Origin of the sequence: Mucilaginibacter sp. KACC 22063, assembly GCF_028736115.1 — a bacterium.
Lineage (GTDB): Bacteria > Bacteroidota > Bacteroidia > Sphingobacteriales > Sphingobacteriaceae > Mucilaginibacter.
Genome location: NZ_CP117877.1, coordinates 3,950,133 through 3,967,569, shown reverse-complemented (window position 1 = coordinate 3,967,569; position 17,437 = coordinate 3,950,133). Strand labels below are relative to the sequence as shown.

15 protein-coding genes and 2 tRNA genes are annotated in these 17,437 nt (G+C 40.4%); 5 read left to right on the top strand and 12 right to left on the bottom strand.

What is annotated here, in order from left to right:
* Positions 1 to 25: 25 nt before the first annotated feature.
* From PQ461_RS17200 to PQ461_RS17180, 5 genes are all read left to right on the top strand, one after another.
* A complete protein-coding gene (locus PQ461_RS17200; protein WP_274206771.1) occupies positions 26 to 1,201 on the top strand; it encodes a DUF5009 domain-containing protein in 1,176 nt (391 codons plus the stop codon).
* Positions 1,202 to 1,209: 8 nt separating this feature from the next.
* Positions 1,210 to 2,364 (top strand): glycoside hydrolase family 18 protein, encoded by a 1,155-nt coding sequence (locus PQ461_RS17195; RefSeq protein ID WP_274206770.1) that lies wholly within the window; start codon positions 1,210 to 1,212, stop codon positions 2,362 to 2,364.
* 248 nt (positions 2,365 to 2,612) lie between these two features.
* On the top strand, positions 2,613 to 2,969 hold the full coding sequence (locus tag PQ461_RS17190) for a PleD family two-component system response regulator (protein ID WP_274206769.1): 357 nt from the start codon (positions 2,613 to 2,615) through the stop codon (positions 2,967 to 2,969).
* Between the two features lie 341 nt (positions 2,970 to 3,310).
* Positions 3,311 to 3,394, top strand: a tRNA-Leu gene (locus tag PQ461_RS17185).
* Positions 3,395 to 3,418: 24 nt separating this feature from the next.
* A tRNA-Leu gene (locus tag PQ461_RS17180) sits at positions 3,419 to 3,502 on the top strand.
* Positions 3,503 to 3,591: 89 nt separating this feature from the next.
* On the opposite strand, the gene PQ461_RS17175 is transcribed toward PQ461_RS17180, so the two are convergent.
* The 12 genes from PQ461_RS17175 to PQ461_RS17120 form a co-directional block, all read right to left on the bottom strand.
* Positions 3,592 to 4,878, bottom strand: coding sequence for a hypothetical protein (locus tag PQ461_RS17175; protein ID WP_274206768.1), 1,287 nt, complete (start codon positions 4,876 to 4,878; stop codon positions 3,592 to 3,594).
* Complete coding sequence (locus PQ461_RS17170; RefSeq protein ID WP_274206767.1) at positions 4,878 to 5,396, bottom strand: hypothetical protein; 519 nt, start codon at positions 5,394 to 5,396, stop codon at positions 4,878 to 4,880. The genes PQ461_RS17175 and PQ461_RS17170 overlap by 1 nt, the downstream gene beginning before the upstream one ends.
* The gene (locus tag PQ461_RS17165; RefSeq protein ID WP_274206766.1) at positions 5,389 to 7,548 is read right to left on the bottom strand and encodes a hypothetical protein; all 2,160 of its coding nucleotides are present in this window, start codon (positions 7,546 to 7,548) and stop codon (positions 5,389 to 5,391) included. Before PQ461_RS17165 ends, PQ461_RS17170 begins: the two co-directional genes overlap by 8 nt.
* A gap of 2 nt (positions 7,549 to 7,550) precedes the next feature.
* Positions 7,551 to 9,257 carry a hypothetical protein gene (locus tag PQ461_RS17160; RefSeq protein ID WP_274206765.1) on the bottom strand — a complete coding sequence of 569 codons (1,707 nt, stop codon included), beginning with the start codon at positions 9,255 to 9,257 and terminating at the stop codon, positions 7,551 to 7,553.
* The gene (locus tag PQ461_RS17155) at positions 9,248 to 9,865 is read right to left on the bottom strand and encodes a DUF6712 family protein (protein ID WP_274206764.1); all 618 of its coding nucleotides are present in this window, start codon (positions 9,863 to 9,865) and stop codon (positions 9,248 to 9,250) included. The genes PQ461_RS17160 and PQ461_RS17155 overlap by 10 nt, the downstream gene beginning before the upstream one ends.
* Entirely contained in the window at positions 9,862 to 11,172 is a 1,311-nt protein-coding gene (locus PQ461_RS17150; RefSeq protein ID WP_274206763.1) for a hypothetical protein, read from the bottom strand. The genes PQ461_RS17155 and PQ461_RS17150 overlap by 4 nt, the downstream gene beginning before the upstream one ends.
* 64 nt (positions 11,173 to 11,236) lie before the next feature.
* Positions 11,237 to 11,416 (bottom strand): hypothetical protein, encoded by a 180-nt coding sequence (locus PQ461_RS17145; protein ID WP_274206762.1) that lies wholly within the window; start codon positions 11,414 to 11,416, stop codon positions 11,237 to 11,239.
* 24 nt (positions 11,417 to 11,440) lie between these two features.
* The gene (locus tag PQ461_RS17140) at positions 11,441 to 12,025 is read right to left on the bottom strand and encodes a hypothetical protein (protein WP_274206761.1); all 585 of its coding nucleotides are present in this window, start codon (positions 12,023 to 12,025) and stop codon (positions 11,441 to 11,443) included.
* Between the two features lie 37 nt (positions 12,026 to 12,062).
* Positions 12,063 to 13,271, bottom strand: a complete 1,209-nt coding sequence (locus PQ461_RS17135) for a hypothetical protein (protein WP_274206760.1) — start codon at positions 13,269 to 13,271, stop codon at positions 12,063 to 12,065.
* Positions 13,272 to 13,434: 163 nt separating this feature from the next.
* Entirely contained in the window at positions 13,435 to 14,637 is a 1,203-nt protein-coding gene (locus tag PQ461_RS17130) for a head maturation protease, ClpP-related (protein ID WP_274206759.1), read from the bottom strand.
* A 232-nt stretch (positions 14,638 to 14,869) separates the two neighbouring features.
* A complete protein-coding gene (locus tag PQ461_RS17125) occupies positions 14,870 to 15,148 on the bottom strand; it encodes a hypothetical protein (RefSeq protein WP_274206758.1) in 279 nt (92 codons plus the stop codon).
* A 101-nt stretch (positions 15,149 to 15,249) separates the two neighbouring features.
* Positions 15,250 to 17,427 (bottom strand): phage tail family protein, encoded by a 2,178-nt coding sequence (locus PQ461_RS17120; RefSeq protein ID WP_274206757.1) that lies wholly within the window; start codon positions 17,425 to 17,427, stop codon positions 15,250 to 15,252.
* Positions 17,428 to 17,437 lie beyond the last annotated feature (10 nt).

Sequence of the window (17,437 nt, the reverse complement as noted above, 5' to 3'; positions counted from 1 at the left end):
TAACTGTAATAAAAACATATAATAAATGCAGCAACTACCCAAGCGGCTTTTATCAATTGATGTGCTGCGTGCGGTCACTATGTTCCTGATGATCTTTGTGAACGATGTAAGTGACGTGAAAAACATTCCGGAATGGATTGATCATGCTAAAGCCAGCCAGGATGCACTAGGCTTTGCCGACACCATTTTTCCGGCGTTTTTATTTATTGTTGGCATATCGCTACCTTTTGCCATTAATGCGCGGATAAAGAAAGGGGATTCTGCAAAAGGCATAGTGTTTTACATTTTAAGCCGCAGTTTGGCACTACTGGTGATGGGCTTTTACCAAGTGAATCTGGAGGAGTATAATTCGTTGTTTTCGATACTACCAAAAGCCGTGTGGGCAATTTTGGTAACGATTGCTTTCTTTATGATATGGCTTGATTATCCTGAAACGTTTGCTAAGACTAAAAAGCATATCATACAAATAGCCGGGGTGCTGATATTGATTGTAATGGCAATATTGTATAAAACCAGCGGTGAAAATATAATTACAGGTATGCACCCGTCATGGTGGGGGATATTAGGTATCATTGGCTGGTCGTACCTGGTATGTGCCCTAATCTTTTATTTCTCAAAAGGAAAAGGCTTAGTACTGGCTTTGTGCTGGATGATTTTTATAGCATTTAACACGAGTATACATTTTGCTCATGTGAAATTACAGCTTCCAGTAGTAGGCGATGGTTCGTCGGTTGCCCTGGTATTGGGCGGTGTGTTGGTTTCACAATTATTCGCATATTTGGTTAAGGCTGGGAAATCATCCGCTTTATGGTTGTGGCTAAACACAATAGGAATTTCAACACTGCTGATCGGCTTGTTTATAAGACCTTATACTGAAGGGATATCTAAGATCCATTCTACACCTTCTTGGATCGTGATTTGCATTGGTATTACCACGCTGGCATTTGAGTTTTTCATTTACCTGATTGATGTGAAGGGAAAGAAGGATTGGTTTGCTTTTATAGCGCCAGCGGGTACAAGCACCCTTACATGTTACCTGATGCCTTATTTCCAGGTATATCTTTTAAAACTTTTTCATGTTAAGTATCCGGTAGTGTTTTACAATGGCATACCTGGAATATTACGTTCTGTATTTATCTCATTCTTACTGATCTGGCTTGCAGGGTTGATGGACAAAAGACATTTACGCTTAAAAATTTAACTTAATATATGTTACAGTTTAAAAAACTAAGGGCTACAGCCATAGCAGGATTAATTGCCTGTATCCCGTTTATGATGGCAGCTACAATTGGCAGCCACAAGGCAGATAAGTATAAAAAGAAGAAATATGTAATTATCGGATATGTGGGCGGTTATCACGGGTTGATTGATACCTCACTCGTCGATCCCAGTAAACTCACGCATATCAATTATGCCTTTGTTAATATCAAGAACAATCGCGCCTGGTTACAAACACCTAAAACTGATACTGCAAATTTCAGGTACCTGAACAGTTTAAAGAAAAAGAACCCTGATCTGAAGATTCTTATTTCTATTGGTGGTTGGGGATGGAGCGGTAATTTTTCAGATGCAGTATTAACTGACACTGCCCGTGAAGCTTTTGCGGCAAGTGCCGTAGATATTGTACGGAAATATGATCTGGATGGCGTGGATATCGATTGGGAATACCCAAATGATATTGGTGCGGGTAACGTGTTCCGTAAGGAAGATAAGCAGAATTATACTTTGATGTTTGAAGCTTTGCGCAGGGATTTAAATACCGTACAAAAAGAAAAAGGCAGAAAAATGTTTCTTACCACAGCAGTGGGTGGATTTAAACGTTTCTTAAAGAATACGGAAATGGGGAAGGTAGCACGTTCGCTCGATTATGTTAGCCTGATGAGTTATGATTACTTTCAGGATAGCCTGGGTATAGCGGTGCATCATACGAATTTATATGCCTCAAAAAAATACTTTAACCGCGATGATGCCGACCAGGCTGTGCATGCTTTTGAAGCTGAGGGCGTACCGGCAAATAAACTGGTGATGGGCGTTGCCTTCTACGGCCGCTCAGCAAGGGTGACAGATAGCACTAATCATGGTTTGGGAATGAAACGTACCGATCGCATGCCGGCGGGTGGGTATACGTATATCAAAGATAGTTTAACCAACAGAAACGGCTTTAAATATTACCGTGACGAAGATGCTAAAGCACCTATATTATTTAATCCTAATACCATGCAGTTTATCTCATACGACGACGAATGGTCGGTGAAAAACAAGTGTGACTATGTTAAAAAGTATGGATTAGCCGGGGTAATGTTTTGGGAATACATTGAAGACCGCAAGGAATATTTACTGAAGGAGATTAATAAAGACCTTTAATTACAATAATATTACATAACAATTAAGGCCATCCAAAAGAATGGCCTTAATTGTTAAATATGAAATATGATGATACTTATAAAGATCTGATTTTTAAATGCTTGTGATTTTGTAAATGTTAAATATTAATATTTTATACTTCTTTAAATAATGCTCATGTATCGTAAGGCCACTAAAAAACGTATATATAATGTATAATCAATCTTCATTAAAAATTAATTTTTTAGGTTAACCTTTGCCACATGGATATGAATAAGAAGATGTTACTGCTCGATAGAGGCCACGACATTCTCAATCTTGCGCATGAAATTATGTTTTACGGTTATTCGGATATGCATATCACGTCCGATCCGTCTGATGTATATAAGATTGCAAAAACATACAAACCGGATCTGATACTGCTGGATTATGTTTTAGCTAACGACAGCGCAGATGAGATCTACCAGTTTATTAAACAAAGCGATGATCTTAAACATATACCGGTAATTGTAGTAGCCGCTAATTATAACAAAGTTATTAATAATGATGAAGGCGAATCAGTCTACATCAAATCAATGGATAACCAGGATTTTGCAAATAAGATCGGTTACCTGATGGCTTCATAAATAATAAGTGTTCATAAACAAGCAAGGGGCTTTTAAGCCCCTTGCTTGTTTATGATGATTTGTAGCAGTATTTATATCTTCAAGATACCGGCCAAAACGTTATGCCAGTGTACACCTCATGCGTGGCATTATTAAAGCGGCAGATACATTTAAAGCTTTTTGTAAATTCAGGTTCAAGTACAGCAACTTCCATGAATTAACCTCGAAATAGAGATTTTATTAATTGTACGTAAGAGGCTTGTCTCGACAGGCATAATTAATTTTTAATTGAGTTTGTATTTAATCATGAATTTTGATCAGAAAAGTTATATTTGTGCCCCTGTTTGATTTAAGGTCTAACAGCCCAGGTGGCGAAATTGGTAAACGTTGCGGTCTCAGAAGCCGTTGAGAATTGTCTCTTGAGAGTTCGAGTCTCTCCCTGGGCACTTAATCAAACAAATATACTTGCAGCCCAGGTGGCGAAATTGGTAGACGCACCATCTTGAGGGGGTGGCATTCATTCGAATGTACGAGTTCGAATCTCGTTCTGGGCACCCAAAGTTAGGTTCTATACACTATAGCACTCCTGCTTTAAACAAATACAATACTAATTTTAGCTGAAATTAAAAGAAGATATCACATTCTATAAATTATTATAAATTACTGTACAAGAATATTGATTAGCCAATACCCAAAGCATTTCACGTGCACTAACAGGCGTTCCATTGCTGCTGCCAGCAACGTAGTCATTCGGCTGTTGATAAGTTCCCCCAGGCGCATCAGATTGTGTTAGCGCTTCACCTGCTGCAAAAAATAATTGTACGCCTCTGTACTGGATATTGTTGCTTCCAGTTTTAGGCGCATTTTTGTCCCAAATATTATAAATGGAACTTATTAATGCATCTAACCTGGCAGGATTACTGGTATTGTCACCACCAGATCCACCCTTACTAAAGCTGACAAATCTTAATATTCGAAGTTTAGGCCAATTAGTAACATAAGCTGGACAATAAGCAGGAGCATTACGGCATTCATCCATTGTAAAGTTAACAAGATTAACAAGGCCGCTTAAATCTCCCCAATCTGTTATACTTACACCTCCACCAAAGAAATTTTGGATTGTAGGAATGCTGTTTAAGATAGAAGGTGGTTTAGTATAATTATTCCTTATTAAATATAATGAGGCGATTTTTAATTGCGAGAAATTGTCAGGTAGGGGGCCATTATTACCATTAGTATCACTAAGATTACATGCCGCTAATGATAATGTTGTAAGTGTGTCTTTTAAATTAATGATCTTGTCAAGGTTGCTTATGGAAAAATCAATACCACCTAAGGATGTTGAATAAGTCAAAGAATTATATTGTTTTTTTGTTAGAACTGTTATTGGTATTATGCCGGAATATTTACTAGTTTTATAAAAGGAATTAGTGTTAAATATCAGAGATTTTATAGAATTATTATTTAAAAAGCTATCATCAAAATCAAGTAAATAAGTCTGGCTAATGTTAATAGTGTTTAAGTTTTGAAGTTCATTGAATCTTATTTTTAAAGTTTGGTTTAATACAGACGCAATCAGACCAGCTCTAGCAAAATCATTAACATTAATAGAAGTAACTTTATCTTTTTCAGGAATGATAACTTTAATATTTCTTGTATAAGAGGATGGTTTACCATCTGTATAGTTATAAACATACGCTCCTGGGGTAGCTGATAATTGAAAGCCAACTCTAAATGAATTGCTAGCATTTCCCTCATACTGATGGAATCCTGTCCCATCACTAAAATCAATGAATATAGATGAGGAACTTGAGAAAGATACACCAAAACTTGCAAAATTACTTCCATTAACTAGAAATGATATAACTCCGGATGTGGTTAGCACACGATTACTGTATGTGACCAGTTTATTATTAAATGTTCTTACCATCAGCTTAATTGAATTCTACCTGCCACATTGTCTTGTAAAGCGAAATACAGGTAACCGGCAGGTGCATAAATTTGTCCCTGGTAAAGGGTTTTGTTATTTGCCGGGGTGACACTTGCCCGGCCATTTGTAAAAGTTGCGCCTGTAATAGCTGCCTGCACATCGGCATCATTTACATAACCATCAACCACGTCGTTAGTGGCACCGAAGTCCCCTGTTGTGCCTACAGAAATCATACGGACGGTAGAGCCAACCCAACCCGCATTTCCCTGCCTTTTAAGGAGCGTGTTGGTATAGCCTGCTTCCTGTAGGTTGATGTTGGCTAACGAATCGTACCATATGTCTCCCTGGGTTGGTGTGTTATTAGTAGACGATGGAGTTAGCCTCAATAAATTATATGTTTGCCTTAACAGCCAGGTGTTTGCTGTGCTTGTTTTTAAAGCTGTAATCAAAGCATTAACGCTTATTGTAAAGTCTCTGATCTGTTTAGTTCCTATTTGTCCTCTTGTTCCGTTAGCCATTGTAAATAAAATCTATAAGGTCTGTAGTTTCTAACTGATAACCAGCTATTGAGCCGTTCCAGTATAGTTTGTCATTGTTTTGAATCAGATTGATTGCCCGTGCAGTTGATCCATTGTCGGCACTAAAATAGCAGGCGTCCGTTTTTACACCATCCCCAACGGGAACGCCAATACCGTTCACCTGTACGGCTACATAGCCTTTATTTGTAGGTATTACAGAAAGACCGGTATTGCAGGCAAGCTGGTTGTCTGTAGTTGTTGCCAGCGCCGGCATTGATCTGTTGGCTTTTTGTGGTGTTCCGCCTGCGGACGAATAGCTTATAGCGTCTTTTAGTTTATTAATATTGCCAGAATGCCATACATCCCAACCCAGGTATTTGAAATTGTCAATGTTAAGTTCTAAAACTTTCAGCCGTTGATCACCCTTTGCAATGTTTTGGATGGTGGTATTACCTATAACGGTGCCATTTGGCATGGATGATTCAGTAATAACATCCTTTACAAATAACCAGCCTGATGTAGACCCACCGTCGGCCTGAGTGCCGTTATCACCGGCCATCAGAATAAGCTGCGATTGCCCATCACCTGTACTATGGAAAAAAATCTTTCCATAATCTGTATTAGCCGCCCAAGTAATACCGCGTTGCTGCTGACCATCAAATGCTTGTATATCTATACCTGCCATTTTAATACCATAGCTTCGCAAGTAATTGGCAAGAGCAAGAGATGTTATGTATCCGTTGTCGTCGGTGCCATTATTTACAGTTATGTAGTCTGCTTTTGTATTTGCAGTTGCTCCGGCGGCTATCCCATTTAATTTGTTAAGTAAAGTATTGGTAAAGTCGTTAGTACTCAAACCCATGCCTGTAGCTTTGTCTACTTTTGCATTTAGAATGCCCGCCAGCGAAGCGTTGTCTGTAGGCGCACCGGATAACTGACCGAAGCCTGAAGCGCCTGTATTTGAGCTTGGTGTCCATTTATTGTCACTGCTATCCCAGATATATTCCAGAGCATTGGATCCGGTGCCTGCGTCTATGTAGATGTAATCTCCATCTTCTCCTGTTGCAGGTGCGTTTGTTAAGGTTGTAAATTTTCCTTTAAAATGAGCTGGAAAATTGGCTAATTTATCTTTTTCGGCCTGAGTATAATTGGTATCTGATGAACTCATGATAAAGAGCGCTTGCGGATCAGATGAAGATGCTATACCCGTTACTGAGTTGCCGGATTTAAGCACAAAGTCATTGCCGCTGGGCGTTTTGATTGTAGAGCCAGATTTAAATACAACATCATATAAGCCTTTATTTGCAAAATATATAAATTGATAAGGCAGGTCTGTAGAAAACGCGCTAATGCTGCTTACAGTAATTGTTCCGCCATTGCTATCGAAAAATATAACAGAGTTGTTTGCCAGATTTAAACTAATGTTACCTGGAAGGCTTAAAACACTCCGACCCAGTGAACCAATTGTAATTGCATTAACATTGCCTGCACTTACGGACGCAAAAGGAACATTAACGCCATCATTAAAAGTTTGCAAACCTGAAAATGCATTCGCGCTATTAAGATTTGCTTTCCCATTTATAGCAGTATTTATATTATTAATAACTCCTCCTAAGGCTATATTGTCGGTAGGTACTCCACCCAACGCAGAAAAGGTTGATGCCGGTATGTTGGTGGTAAGCTTCCATGTATTGTCGCTGCTATCCCAAATATATTCTTGGGCATCGCTGCCGCTACCTGCATCTACAATAACATATTGGCCGTCGGCGCCGGTAGGTAAAGCTGTTTGTAATGCGCTTAGGCTTGCATATTTGCCTTTATAATAATCAACAAGGTTAGCCAGCTTGATCTTTTCGGCTGTGCTATAGTTTTCATCACTTAATTGTTTATTGCCGTTCTTATCAACCTTGCCACTCAAGTCTGGAGAATACGGAACTAAACCAGCATCATTTTGATCACCCGGCCACCAGTAGTCGAGCACACTGCCATCGGGTTGAATAATGCCCACTTTTCTGATACCTCTTGATCTTACACTTATCGGTACTGCGTTACAGGCTTCAGCGGCGTTTGCATATGGGCCATAATAAGCATCAACAGGCACGGCATTGATCGGTTTTATCCCACCTGGTAGTTCTAAATTGTTTGTTGCCATAATTAGTTTACTGTTATTAAATGCCTGTGATTGCTTGAATATGGGATCGCGTTCGTCATGGTATAAAGCTTGCCTGGTACTGGATTTTGTCCGGCATCATTCACCTGCAAGTCTGATACAGCGTAGCTTGAAGTGATATTTGCATTCAGCGCGTCCTGGTCAATTACGCTAATGAGTGTTTTGGTACTAGGTATCCAGAACTGGAATATTTTGTTGGTGCTGCCTGTATTTATTGTAAAAGTGTTGCCAGTAATCGTAAGTTGTCCTTGTAGACTACGTATACTATCGCTCGTGTTTATTGCAGTTGTTACTGAGCCATAACGCATAGCATAATATCCCTGAAAGCTTATTGTATTTGAAGATATATTTCCCGATTGTATTTGTCCTGTAGGGTCTGTATCACCAAAGTTATTTGCCTTTACAGGTCCTGTATTATAAGCAATAACTCCCTGATAAGATATGGGAGATATTCCCATAATAATACTTTCCGAGAAGCTGTTTTGATTGGCTGCATTACTGCTATTCTTATTGATAGCGAAACCTGATGCAGGTCCGCCGTCGTTTTGCTGATAAGAAAGGTCTAAAGTTACGCTCACTTGTGAACCAACCTCGTATTTGTTACCGGCCTGAGGTGAACTTAATACAGCTGCCGGTATTTTATAAACAGGATGAATTACCAGCGCAGCTTTCACAAGGCTAATATCTGTTGTGTTATTATTTATGCCGGTATTGATATTAGTGATGAGTGAACTAAGTGCAATGTTGTCTGTTGGGCTGCCGCCAAGCTGTCCAAACGTTGATGCAGGAACGTCCTGGGTAAGCACCCATGTATGATTGTCGCTATCCCAGATATATTCCTGATCGTCGGGATTACCTGTAACAATAGCATAATCACCGGCAGAGGCATCTGTAACTGTTTGCTGTAAGGACGCAAGAGATAAGTATTTTCCCTTATACCTGTCAATTAGTTTGTCGAGCTTGATCTTATCCTCTGCAGAAAAGTTAACATCTGTCAGTTGTTTGCCAAGTACTTTGTCAACTTTAGTCTGAAGGTCTGATACCGTTGCAAACGCTGATGTATCAATATCAAGCAACACGCCATTGCCCCAGTTGCCACCTTTTTTAGGGCCAAATATTTTCCAGGAAACAGTATTGAGATAAAAATCTCCATCCTTTCCTAAAGTGATGTTTGACGGGTCGCCCTCGCCATTTAGCAAACTATTGCCATCAATGCCATTTGCACCGGTATCTCCTTTAGGCCCGGGTGGGCCAGATGGTCCTGTTTGCATCGAAAAGACCTGGTTCCAGCTACCATTTATTTTTTTATAAAAAATGCCGTTTGCTGTATTAATGTAGGTGTCATTTTCAGTACCTAAGTTAGCTTGCGGGGCACCTAAGTTATACAGAACCGAGTTGCCAGATCCGCCTGTGTTAATTTGATACTGTATTATCCAGGACCCATTTACTTTCTGAGCGAAGTTATTGGCAGCAGTGTTAAGGAAGAGGTCGCCGTTTTTTCCAATATTATTTTGCGGGAGATTTGTGCCAAAGGAAATGGTAGCGCCATTGACCGAGTTTTGCTGAATGTATTGCAGCAAGTTGGCAAAGTTATATTGATAATCGGTGCCGTTACGGGCTATTATACTTACATCATTTCCGTAAACTTCGCTTACGGCGGTAAGGTCGGTTATCTTTTTGTCTATAGCCATTGATTATAAGTAATTAAAGGGTCAGTGTTTTCGAGTGGGAAGTTCAGCCTGGTTTTGTCTATTGTAGATATTCGCGCTCCTGGTTGGCGTGAGTTTTTATTACGGGCATCAAACTGCCATAAGGGGTATAGACTTTGGTTATCCCACAAGTATTTTTCAACCTCGTTGGCATGTGCATTAGCTATACTTCGGTATTGTTGTGCAATTTTTACAGTATCAGCCCATGAAAGCGCTTGCGACGATTCATGGTTTTTTAAGACCGGTCCTGAAGCCGAATACCTTACAGCATCTCCTTCTATAAATCGTGCCAAGGTGAAATAGACCAAAGTAGGTATGATACCTTCGTAGTTGATTTGATGCTGGTGCTTATCTGTATAATTGCAACCGTTTATCAGATTGATGATGCTTTCAGAAGCATCGTCTTTGACGTTTCCTTCCGCATTAAGTTGTGTGATAATGCTGTTGTAAAATACACGCCCAAGCAAGGGCTTTAGATCCAGTTCCTGTGCTTTTTTGATAAAGCCCAAAATTCGTTCAGGTTTAATATTTGCAGACAGGTCTTCAAACTGTTTGATCGTTGTTAAATTGATTAAATATGCCTGGCTCATCGTGATTTTAAGGGTTTATTGGTAACTACCATTGCTTCTGCTTCTTCTTTCTTAAAGCCATAGGCGTAGATAAGAATGGCCTTTTTGTTTTCGGCTGGTAACTCAGATAAAAGCAGCTGATTTAATTTATCGCCTGCAATAATTCCTATGCTATCGTCTGCTACTTCGGCAGGAATGGGTATAATGTTCCAGTTGCCCGACGGATTGATGGGGCGATAGAAATTTGTAAGGATCTCGGCAAAGGTTTCACTTAGCTCAATGCGTTCTGGCGATGTATTATCGTTGAACTCACGTATAGCTTGCTTTTTTTCACCTCCGTTACTCAGGCCGGTAGATTTTTCCGCATTGACAAGTTCTTTCGGAACAGAAAATCCCTTTATAATACGTGATTCTACAGAGCGTTCGGTGGTCTCGAAGAGTTTGTCGTTGTTTTGAATGGGATAAGGTTTAACCTCCGGCTTTGCACTTTCATCCTCATATTCTATTACCAGAATTTTTTGAGCACTCTTAGCTCCCTGAAATACACCCAGGTCGCGTTCTAACTGCGTTGGCATGTTTACAGAAGGGAAATCGTCATTAGCAAAAGGAGATGCATTATCTGCATCTTCACGCCGCGATTGCATAAATAACATGGTAGATGGTAAAAAGCCGGTAGTTACTTCGCGGTTATTAAAAGTTTTTATTCCTGCTTCTGTCTCAAAGTCTTCCCAAACGCTATCGGCTTCAATAAGCGGATAATCATCAACTTCTGGATTCAGGTAGTAAAGCTGGCCCTTGTAATTATCCCAGCCACCAGCTGCAACAACCTGCTCAATAATTACTTCCGGATCGGGATTATACTTAGCTAAAAAAGTAATTTTAGAGCGCATGATATTTTTCCAGGTCTTGCGGCCCCAGTCATTATATATCGCATATTTGCCTGCTGTTTCTGGACTGTCTGTATCACCCAGCCTGATATCTTCAAACTTTACATAGTTTAAAGACGCGATTTTAAAATTGGCATTATAGTTAATATGTATCCCAAAGCCGGTAAATAAGGCTTTGTCTGTAGCAACTGCCTTTAATAATTTTGCAAGACTTAGCCCCTGGTCATTAACTAACTCTTTGCCTAAGTCACTTACCTCAAAACCCCGGCCGGCAATAAAACGCGCTCTTTTGTTCCAGCAATCTTTTGCAGTAGGTGAGGCCGCAACCAGTTCAAGCATACGCTGCGGGTAAGCATTATCAATATCATAATTTAATATGCCGTAGGTTTGATTAGGCCTAACGGTTATTCGTCGCTCAATTTGCGGCAAGTATGTTTTCATTTATAACTGATTAATGTTGAAAAGAGCCACAGCATACAGCATTGCTGCATACTGTGGCATAAAGTCACACGGTGATTTGCTTTCGTGTCGGAAGCTTCTTAAACAGGTTTTTGATATGCGGAAATCTTTGCAGATACCATTCTGCTTCCTGGTCGGTTAAGTTGCCGTTGTGATGAATGGCTGGGGAGCCGGGTATAAACTGATGCTTACCGGGCTTTAGGATGTATTGTTTTTTTATGCCCATAAGTTGTTGGTGGGCTTACCCCAATTACACAGTTAAGGCTTCTAAAGCAGCTAACGTACTGGCGTATGTTGCAGTGCCGCTTTGCGGTGCTATAGATACCGCACGTGGTGGATAAGGTTCGCGGATTTTATCAGGGTTAGTTAATTTAAGTTTGTAGCCGCCTTCAACCGTTTCGTCGGCTGCGTTACGTTCAGCATCGGTAAGGATCAAACCATTTACTGCGCCGAATAATTCTACAGCTGAATTGCTCGACTTATAATTATTGATAACTACTGCGCAAACACGGCCAAAACCCATGGCATGTAACTGTGATTTTACTTCTACTGAAAGACCGGCAATATTAAAATCGATTTCTTCGGTGTAGCGAGGGCCAACAGATGTTTTAACCAATTTTGAAACGGTGTTGAAACTGTTATTAGTACCTTCAAATTTGTAAACTTTAGCAGTGCTTACAGCGGTAAGTCCGCTTACAATCATAGGGTTGGTAGTATCAAAGGTTAGCGCGATCTCGTCCTGGTTAAAAATGTAGATCACATCTTCGATACCTGCGGTAACAGGTTCTGCGGTTCCCATGGCAAAGCCTGCGCTTATTTTATTATATATAGACATTTTATTAATTAGTGAATGGTGAATAAGTGAGTTTATATTAAGCCGACAGGTAAAATAATTCGTTAGCGAATTTGAAGTTAACGGCAGCCTTCATGCGAGCTTTCATGCGTACCACATTATCATTGGTGTATGGTTTCATGTAAACGGTTGATAGCTCCGAAGCATTGCCTAATAAGTCTACGCCTAAGAACAGGTTAGAACTTCGTGCACCAAGTATAGTATTTGCCTGCCAGTGGTTCATCAGTTGCAGCGGCACACCCAGGTAATCCATTTTCTTTTTATCGGCAAAAGCGTTTAATACGTTGGTTGCCTTATCTGCCTGCGCCTGTGCATAAGCGTAACCCACATGTAAAGGTATTTGCAGGTTAAAGTCGTCCTGGATACGATCAGCCGGATCTAACTGTGAATACACGCTGCTAAGTACCTGCAAAACGTTGCTTGCATTAATGTAGCTAACTGTAGCTGTAGTTGCGCTGCCGCTGAAAGTTGCAGGTTTACGGGTGTTGATCTCATTGTAATTGCGCACCAGTTTAAATGTTGTTGCACTTACAACCTGTATAAAGTAAGACTGGCCTGTTACATCAATTCCTGATCCGCCGTTTGTGGTGTCTTTAATACTGCCGGTAATATTTGTAATGGTAACAACATCTCCATCAGCCAGAGATGCGGTACTTGATACAGTTACTACACCCGCTGCACTTATTGCAGTTGCTGCCATTGATGTTGCCGGTTTGCCCAAGCCAACTTTATAAACGCCGCTTGCAGCAGCAATTGATGGAAGAAAACCTGTAAAGTCAGCTGTGAAAGCAGCTTCTTTAGTAGATGATTTGCCTAGCCAATACAAACGCTCGTTAGCGATTTGAATTTTGGTTAAATAGCGTTGAACCATAAAGTCTGAAAGGTCAACAATGCCTTCATAGTCGCCGAAAGCGCCGGGAGCAAGGCTTTGTGCTTCCCATGATTGTACAAGTTTATCCCATTGTTCCTGTTTCATAAATTCATATACCACAGGGTCCAGGTAACTTTCTGTTTGTAGCGCAGTAGTGCCCTGGTCGAGGAACATGCCCGATGGGTCTTGCAATTTTACGTCGTCATCAACATCAAGGATAACCTTGCGTGACTTAACGTCATTTATAACGGTTAATAAACCGCGTTTTACTGAATCGGCCTCAAGCAATGTGCTGGCCATAAATCCGGCCAGCGCTTCGCCGGCATAGGTGTTATTGGTAAAAGTAAATTGAGCCATTTTTTAAAGGGTATCAAGTAGCGGGTATCATGTATCAAGACCCGGTATTGATGTTATTTATTGATAAGAATTTATTGTTGGTGATAAGGTTAGGCTGGTTTAAATCAGGATATGGTATGCTGTGTATCTTGCGACTTGATACTGGTAACCTGATACTAACACTCTATTTGCTGTCTTTAACTGCTTTTTTTACAGCGTTTTGGGCAAGTGTGGTCTGCGGAGCGAAGAATGGTTCATGTTCAGCTTTTCCTTTGTTACTTCTGCGTGAACCTTCGGGTGTAAAGGTTGATTTGATCTCGTTTTTTACCTCGTCGCGGGTTTGCTTAAGGCGGGCATTGGCTGTTTCTAAAGCGGTACGTGCTTCTGCCAGTAATGCGTTTTGTGCGTACAGTTTAGCTTTGATAGCAGCAACCTGGTTTTTAACTTCTTTCGCTTTGAAAGATTTTAATTTATCAGTTGGGATATCATCGTCATCATCTTCAGCATCCGGATCACATGGCGACACCTTTTGTACTTTGCCGCTTTTAACGGTCAGTTGTTTACCATCGGCAGTAGTGTAAGTGTCATCTGGGGCAGGCATTTCCATGTCCTCATCTTCGTAAACTTCCGTGTCAGCGTCTAACTCGCCACTGTGATGCAGTGCGCCCTTGTCTGTAATGGTTTGTTTGTTAATCACTTTTTTAAAGAAGTTCATCAGCTTATCTAAAACAGTGGAGGTTTTGTCGATAAGGTCTTTGTTTTGAATGTTCATTGTTTGCTTTTGATTTTTGATTAAGATTTTATTGATACAGCGTTGATAAACTGCCGGGGCGTTGCTGGTGTATTGTTTGATGATGGTAGTGTTGGTTATTGCAGGTGTATAATCGTCTATACGGTCAATAAAGTGAAGGTCAAGCGCCTGGTCTGCCGTCATCCAGGTTACCGAGTTGATGAGGCTATTAATAGTAATGTCATCCAGGTTGGTTTTGTCGGTGTAGATCTGTGCCAGGCGCGATTGTACAGCGTTAAGCATCTGCACATCTTTAAGCAATTCGTCGGCATTGCCGCCGGAACCAACCATCGGCTTGTGGATCATAAGCAACGCATATTTACTCATCACTACCTGGTTGCCGGCCATGGCAACTACTGATGCTGCCGATGCTGCCAAGGCATCTACATAGGTGGTTACATTGCCCGGATATTTTTTAAGCAGGTCATAAATGGCAATGGCATCGAAAGCGCTACCGCCAACCGAGCTGATGTGTACATCCACATCGGCACCTGCGGCTTGCTGCAATTGCGTTTGCACGTACGCAGATGATAGGGTACCCGAGCCTATGCAGTCGGTTTCTGTATCATACAGATAAATTTTAAAAGTTTGGGTCATATTAAACGCTGATTGTGATCCGGAAGGATCGTTAAAGCACGAATGGCTTTTAAGTGAATGAAACAAAGATCGGTTTAGGTATTGAATTTTTTGGTGGCGCCGGATTGTCAGGCTATGTTATTGAAGGACTTATACCTGCAACTGATGAAACAAAGATCCAGTTATAATTTCAAATATCTGGTGGCGTTGGATTGTCAGTATTTTTTATGCAAAATATGCCAAATAACATAGTTTATTCCTCAAAATCATCAATTTCTGCTGATGCGGTTAAATCTTGTTCTACTTCTTTAAAGCAGTTTAAAGCGCGCCAAATGGTGCGTTCGTCTTTATTGAATTTTACTTCAGCTTCTAAAACAGCTTTATTTTTAGTTAATCCGCGGGTTTGCATTTGTGTATTCACCCATAAATAAATTTCACGATAGGCGAAGACTTTTTCGGTAATAAAGCCCGATTTGTAAAGTTCAGAAAATACGCCGTCCTCAAACAGGGCGTTTGCTAAGTTGATATCCATAAATATTTAGTACTGAATTTTGAATTAGTGAGTTAGTGAATGGAAAGAGTTGTAGATAGCGAGTGTTGTTTGTCTTATTTCTTGACTTTCGTATCTCGTCTCTACAAGTTTACCCTGTTCACCGTTTGCGCAAGGATGTTTTGTTGATTGTTGATGTCTTTTACATCAACATAAATGGGAGGGAAGTTATTGATCATCTGGTAGGCAAGCGTGTTCGCCAGGTCTTTGGCATCGTTCATGGGTTGATTATAGTAACGGTTAGTATTACCGCCGTCCGTGAAAATGCCGCCGATAGCATAACCGCGGCCCGGGTTAGTGACTGAGAAATCGCGGCCACCAAAAGCAACATTTACGGCGCTTACCAGGTTACGCGCCCAGGGATTGCGCATTGCTTCTGATACTACAACCGCCTCGCCCGAGCGTAGATAGGCATTTGTATTGTCACTGCGGCTATAGCCGGATAGAATAGCACCGCGACCGTCGGATACATACTGACCACCCGCCGCAAAGCCCGGCTTTTGTTTCATGATCTGCGCCAGGTTGGATGCGCCGGTTGCAGCAACAATGGCCGTTTCGGCAATGGCCTTAGCTGTACCAATTAAAGGAAACCCGGAGTTAGCTTTCCATATACCCATAATGGCAGTACGTGTATCAACAATTACCTGCGCCGCTGCTGCAGCCTGATGCGCTTTAAAAGCAGCTTTGGCCGCAATGGTGTTTTTACCGAAGATGCCCATCAGTTTGGAAGAGATATTTGTTACCCCATCCAGGTATTTTTTCTGGTTAGCAGCTTCAGCCTCCATGCGCTCTTTATCAAGTTGGGCTTGTTTTTGCTGAGCATCTCTTTTTACCTTTTGAAGATCAATCTCCCTTATCTGCGCATTTTGAACAGCAATGCGGGTTTGTTCCTGTTCGTTTTTTGTTTGCTGTTTGAAATCAGGTGAATCAGCTAAACTTATGCCAGTGGCCGCAGCTAAATCCTCCCCGCGTTCATTTTCCGTAGCATTTGATTTAGATTTAATTTTTTTATGTGGTACATGCTCATGCAGGGCTTCTTTATTTGTTTTATGTGTAGTTGGCGATGAGCCATTATCCCCGGTTTCAGTTTCCTGTGGTTTTTGTGCTGGCCTGTTATAAATATCAGAAATGGTGGATGCTACTTTCTTGGCACCATTTTTTACATCTGTAAATATTTGGTTAACATCTTGCTTAAGTTTTCCAAAAGCTTTTGCTGTTTTATCCGTGGCGTTTGTAATGCCGGTATTTACCTGTATAAAACCATCTGTTACCTTTTTAAAATTTAGGTGAAGTAATCCATCAATTATAACTCCTAAGCCTTTGAAGCGGTTTGTAAGGTTTTCGATTACAAGATTCCAGATTTTTTTTATAGTTTCAGCAGGGTGGCTTAATGCATCAACTATATCATTTCCAATAGTTGTAAAAATTGAAAACTTATCAGACAAAAATGAAGTAAAAGAGGACCATACTTTTTTTGCCGTGTCTAAAGGATGGAAAAAAGCACGTCCAATCGCTTGTTCGACTGTTAGGATTACTTTTTTTACTGCTTCTACAGCGGCACTTATAAGATTTAGGGCTCCTGTAAAAATCTTCATTCCTTCAGGAGTTTTGGTTAGGTATTCAACAATAGATTGCAGTATTAATACCAATAAGCCAAAACCACTTGCTCTCATTGCGCTGCCAACATCAGTAAAGCCGGTTTTAACAAACTCTAACCCGTCTTTCATAAAGTTGAACCCCTTGGCTACATCCTCTAATGCTGGTGCAAAATCACCTGAAGATTTTTTTAGGTCATCTAACGTTGTTTTTAAAGCGTCAATTGCATTCTTATGAAAATCAAAAGCGTCGCCGCTCTTTTTCAAAGCCCTCTCTTGGCTATCGATAGTGGTAGCAAGATTCACAATTTGTAATTTTAAATCTCTTACAGATCGTGAATTATTGGCATGCGTTTTAGTTAGGTCATTGTATTTAGCTAGTAAACCGCTCATCAAATCTTTGTTTTGAGATAGAGAACGTGAGCTATCAGATACTACTTTAGATGTTTCAGCAATCTGATTATTGAGTTTCTTTATAGCTTCAATATTGCTTTCAATAGATTTACTGTTGTTTTTAAACTCGTCTGAACTGCTTTTAATGCTTTCTGCAAGTTCTTCTTCCTTTTTTTCGAGGTCTTCAATTTGTTTGGCAAGATCATCCAGGCTTTTCTTTAGCTTTTCTGCCAGCTCCTGCGTTTCGCGTATTTGATCATTGTTATTATTCATATTTACTTAA

Excerpts from the sequence above, each read along its gene's own strand:
- PQ461_RS17200 (WP_274206771.1), top strand. The coding sequence starts at position 26 with ATGCAGCAACTACCCAAGCGGCTTTTATCAATTGATGTGCTGCGTGCG.
- PQ461_RS17195 (WP_274206770.1), top strand. The coding sequence starts at position 1,210 with ATGTTACAGTTTAAAAAACTAAGGGCTACAGCCATAGCAGGATTAATT.
- PQ461_RS17190 (WP_274206769.1), top strand. The coding sequence starts at position 2,613 with ATGAATAAGAAGATGTTACTGCTCGATAGAGGCCACGACATTCTCAAT.
- PQ461_RS17175 (WP_274206768.1), bottom strand. The coding sequence starts at position 4,878 with ATGGTAAGAACATTTAATAATAAACTGGTCACATACAGTAATCGTGTG.
- PQ461_RS17170 (WP_274206767.1), bottom strand. The coding sequence starts at position 5,396 with ATGGCTAACGGAACAAGAGGACAAATAGGAACTAAACAGATCAGAGAC.
- PQ461_RS17165 (WP_274206766.1), bottom strand. The coding sequence starts at position 7,548 with ATGGCAACAAACAATTTAGAACTACCAGGTGGGATAAAACCGATCAAT.
- PQ461_RS17160 (WP_274206765.1), bottom strand. The coding sequence starts at position 9,257 with ATGGCTATAGACAAAAAGATAACCGACCTTACCGCCGTAAGCGAAGTT.
- PQ461_RS17155 (WP_274206764.1), bottom strand. The coding sequence starts at position 9,865 with ATGAGCCAGGCATATTTAATCAATTTAACAACGATCAAACAGTTTGAA.
- PQ461_RS17150 (WP_274206763.1), bottom strand. The coding sequence starts at position 11,172 with ATGAAAACATACTTGCCGCAAATTGAGCGACGAATAACCGTTAGGCCT.
- PQ461_RS17145 (WP_274206762.1), bottom strand. The coding sequence starts at position 11,416 with ATGGGCATAAAAAAACAATACATCCTAAAGCCCGGTAAGCATCAGTTT.
- PQ461_RS17140 (WP_274206761.1), bottom strand. The coding sequence starts at position 12,025 with ATGTCTATATATAATAAAATAAGCGCAGGCTTTGCCATGGGAACCGCA.
- PQ461_RS17135 (WP_274206760.1), bottom strand. The coding sequence starts at position 13,271 with ATGGCTCAATTTACTTTTACCAATAACACCTATGCCGGCGAAGCGCTG.
- PQ461_RS17130 (WP_274206759.1), bottom strand. The coding sequence starts at position 14,637 with ATGACCCAAACTTTTAAAATTTATCTGTATGATACAGAAACCGACTGC.
- PQ461_RS17125 (WP_274206758.1), bottom strand. The coding sequence starts at position 15,148 with ATGGATATCAACTTAGCAAACGCCCTGTTTGAGGACGGCGTATTTTCT.
- PQ461_RS17120 (WP_274206757.1), bottom strand. The coding sequence starts at position 17,427 with ATGAATAATAACAATGATCAAATACGCGAAACGCAGGAGCTGGCAGAA.